Origin of the sequence: Algoriphagus sp., from assembly GCF_024642405.1 — a bacterium.
Classification (GTDB): domain Bacteria; phylum Bacteroidota; class Bacteroidia; order Cytophagales; family Cyclobacteriaceae; genus Algoriphagus.
This window is the reverse complement of sequence record NZ_JAHEBC010000350.1, coordinates 1-3,918: the sequence shown is the minus strand read 5'-3', so window position 1 is coordinate 3,918 and position 3,918 is coordinate 1. Positions and strand designations below refer to the sequence as shown.

Genomic DNA, 3,918 nt, shown 5'->3' with positions numbered 1-3,918 from the left:
GAAATCCTTGGAAGGTTATTATCAAGAAACAGGAAGAGCGGGAAGAGATGGTTTAGAGGGACATTGTCTGATGTTCTATCGATATGAGGATATCGTCAAACTTGATAAATTCAATAAGGATAAGCCCGTTACGGAAAGAGAAAATTCTCGAGTTTTACTTCAGGAAATGGCTGCATATGCTGAAACTGGAGTTTGCCGAAGAAAATTCATCCTCAATTATTTTGGAGAAACTTTCGAAAAGGATTGTGGATTCTGTGATAATTGTAAAAGAGAGCGAGAAATTTTTGAAGGTATGGATTACATCCTAACGGCTCTTGAAGCAGCACTTCAAACAAATGAGCGTTTTGGATTAGATCATTTGGTCAAGGTGATCATTGGCGAGTCTACTGAATATGTAGAAAGCTACAAACATGATAAGCTGCCTGTTTTCGGAAAGGGAAAAGATGTGCCTGAAAAGTACTGGACTTCGATCATTCGCCAAGCAATGATTTTTGCTCTTCTCGAAAAGGATATTGAATCTTATGGGGTATTAAAACTTACAGAAAAAGGAAAATCTTTTCTGGATTCACCTTACTCCGTCAATCTCTACAAAGATCATGATTATGACAATGAAGATTCTGACGAATCCGCTGAGGTAGATATAAAAACAGGTATTGCTTATGATGAAAAACTTTTTGACTTACTGAAAGCAGAAAGAAAAAAAGTTGCAAAATCCAAAGGATTACCACCTTATGTGATTTTTCAGGATCCATCTTTGGAAGAAATGGCGACTGTTTATCCTACCACAAGAGAAGAACTAGCCCAAGTCAACGGCGTTGGTATGGGAAAAGTCGCTAAATTTGGTTCATCATTCTTGAAAATCATTTCGACCTATGTTGAAGAAAATGAAATTGAGACTGCTTCTGAAGTTGTTGTAAAGTCAGCAGGATCGAGATCAAAAATTAAAATCACGATCATTCAGCAGATAGATCGAAAAATTGACTTAGATGAAATTGCAGATAATTTAAACATAAGTATGCCTGAATTATTGCAGGAAATTGAGCAAATCATCTATAGTGGAACTAAATTAAATATCGACTATTACATCGAACACATCATGGATGAGGAGCGCGAAGATCTTCTTCATGATTATTTCATGAATGCAGAAACCGATCGTATTAAAGAAGCATTGGAGGAACTAGAAGACGAGGATTTTGCAGAAGATGAATTAAGGGTCTATCGGATTAAGTTTATCTCCGAACATGCCAATTAACTTGAATAGATTCAATGAATATACTCTTATTGGGAAGTGGAGGCAGAGAGCATGCCTTTGCCTGGAAAATAGTACAAAGCCCTAAATGCTCTCAACTATATGTCGCACCTGGAAATGCTGGTACAGCGGGTATTGCAAAAAACATAAAGTTATCAATCACAGATTTTGAAGGGATAAAGACTTTTATCCTAGATCATTCGATTAATTTGGTAGTGGTTGGGCCTGAGGAACCATTGGTGAAAGGCATAGTCGATTTTCTGCTAAATGAAAAAGAAACATCATTTATTCCTGTGGTTGGCCCATCTCAATTAGGTGCTACACTAGAGGGAAGTAAAGATTTTTCCAAGAGATTTATGCAGAGAAATAATGTACCAACAGCTGCATATGAAACCTTTACTGCAAATGAAATTGAGGAAGGTCTAGCTTATTTAGAGACACAAAAATTACCAATTGTTTTAAAAGCCGATGGTCTTGCAGCTGGCAAAGGGGTTCTAATTTGCCAAACTTTGAAAGAAGCTAAAGACTCTTTCAAGGAAATGCTTTTGGAACACAAATTTGGAGAAGCTTCTGCAAAAGTTGTGGTAGAGGAATTTCTTTATGGGATTGAGCTCTCAGTTTTTGTCGCCACGGATGGAAAGAATTATAAAATTCTGCCTGAAGCAAAAGACTATAAAAGAATTGGCGAAGGAGACACTGGTTTAAATACCGGAGGAATGGGAGCTGTCAGCCCTGTCATTTTTGCGGATAAGGCTTATATGAAAAAGGTGGAAGACCTTGTTGTAAAACCAACCGTTGAAGGATTGGCTAAAGAAAATATCCCATACAAAGGATTCCTTTTCATAGGTCTTATGAATAATAATGGTCAACCTTACGTTATCGAATACAATGTAAGAATGGGCGATCCGGAAACCGAAGCAGTTTTGCCAAGAATCACCAGTGATTTCGTTGACTTACTTGTTGGAATTGGTACAGGGACTCTGGAAAGTTATAATATTGAAATCTCTCCGGAATATGCTACGACTGTAGTAATGGTAAGTGGTGGATATCCTGAATCATATCAAAAAGGATTCCCTATTGATTTACCAAGCTCTCCGGAGAGCACAATTGTGTTTCACGCTGGAACATCAACCAATGAAAAAGGAGAATTAATTAATCAGGGAGGAAGAGTATTGGCATGCACCGGAATGGGTAAAACCCTGGAAAGTGCATTGAAGAATGCTTTTTCCGCCGTTGAAAAAATTCATTGGGAAAAATCATACTACAGAAAAGATATCGGTCAGGATATCTTAAAACTAATGAAATAAACCCAATTTTATCCAGGATTAAGATCCTGTAAATATATAATTATGAGTGGATGTACAACTTGCTCTACCTCTTCTGGAGGATCCGGTGGCTGCCAAAATAATGGAAGTTGCGGAACGAGCGATTGCAATAAAATGAATTCCTTTGATTGGCTCAGCCACATGGGAATTCCGGAAGTCGATAACTTTGATATTGTTGAAGTAAAATTTAAAGGAGGAAGGAAAGAATATTTCAGAAATGTGGATTTTCTACCACTTACAACTGGTGATCCAGTAGTAGTAGATGTTCCAAGCGGTCATCACATTGGGTATGTTTCGTTACAGGGAGAACTTGTGCGGCTTCAGATGCAAAAGCGAAAAATAAAAAATGATGATGAAATTCTTAGGATATATAGAATAGCAACCGAAAAGGATATTGAAAAATGGGATGAAGCTAAAAATAGGGAAATTCCAACATTATACCGATGCAAGCAGATTGTAGATGAACTTGGTTTAAAAATGAAAATGTCTGATATAGAATATCAGGCTGATAATTCAAAAGCTACCTTTTACTATTCAGCTGATGAACGGGTGGATTTTAGAGAATTAATTAAAGTTCTTGCAGGGGAATTCAGAATTCGTGTTGAGATGCGACAAATCAGCCTTCGGCAGGAAGCTGGTAGAATTGGTGGACTCGGAGTATGCGGTAGAGAATTATGCTGCTCAACTTGGTTGGTGGATTTCAAAAATGTAAGTACTTCCGCAGCCAGATATCAAAACCTTTCCCTTAATCCAGGTAAATTAAGTGGTCAATGTGGTAGGCTGAAATGTTGCCTCAACTACGAGTTAGATACCTATATGGATGCTATTAAGGATATCCCTCAGATTGAGAGACCTTTAATGACAGAATCAGGTCCAGCAAAACTTCAAAAAACTGACATCTTTAGAAAAATGATGTGGTTCAGTTACAATAGTGAAAATGATTGGCATAGTATCTCCTGTGAGAGAGTTCAGGAAATTCTTGAAATAAATCTTAAAGGGAAAAAAGTATTCAACCTTCAAGTAAATGAAGCCTCTGATATTGAAGATCTTGCCGCTAAATCGACCCGAGAATTAGAACTTCTTGACAAAAAATTTTCTACTAATACAGCTAATAAAAAGAAGAGAAAATCAAGGAATAAAAATCGAGGTTCAAACATTGAAAACCAATCACATAAAACTTCCGAAGGTAATTCAAATCAAAAAATAAATCCTTCGCCACAAAGACAGGAAAATTCTCAAGAGTCTTCGCAAAATCAAGGCAATGATTCAAGAAGCAAAAAAAGTAGGAATAAAAACAGGAATAAGAATCGAAACCAAAAAAGTGGACCACCTATTCAAGGAACA

Annotated in this window: 3 protein-coding genes; all 3 read left to right on the top strand. The window is 37.0% G+C overall.

Translation table 11 applies throughout. The annotated features are described in order from the left end of the window. Nucleotides 1-1,252, top strand: a 1,252-nt coding sequence (locus tag Q0L68_RS17535) for an RQC domain-containing protein (protein WP_296705560.1), incomplete at its 5' end; no start/stop codon positions are given. A gap of 14 nt (nucleotides 1,253-1,266) precedes the next feature. Beyond that, nucleotides 1,267-2,556: a phosphoribosylamine--glycine ligase gene (purD, locus tag Q0L68_RS17530; protein ID WP_296705559.1), complete on the top strand. Its 1,290-nt coding sequence runs from the start codon at nucleotides 1,267-1,269 to the stop codon at nucleotides 2,554-2,556. A gap of 42 nt (nucleotides 2,557-2,598) precedes the next feature. Next, the coding region (gene ricT, locus Q0L68_RS17525; protein ID WP_296705558.1) for a regulatory iron-sulfur-containing complex subunit RicT at nucleotides 2,599-3,918 on the top strand (1,320 nt) is incomplete at its 3' end.

Coding starts and splice junctions, on each gene's coding strand:
- purD (WP_296705559.1), top strand. CDS start 1,267: ATGAATATACTCTTATTGGGAAGTGGAGGCAGAGAGCATGCCTTTGCC.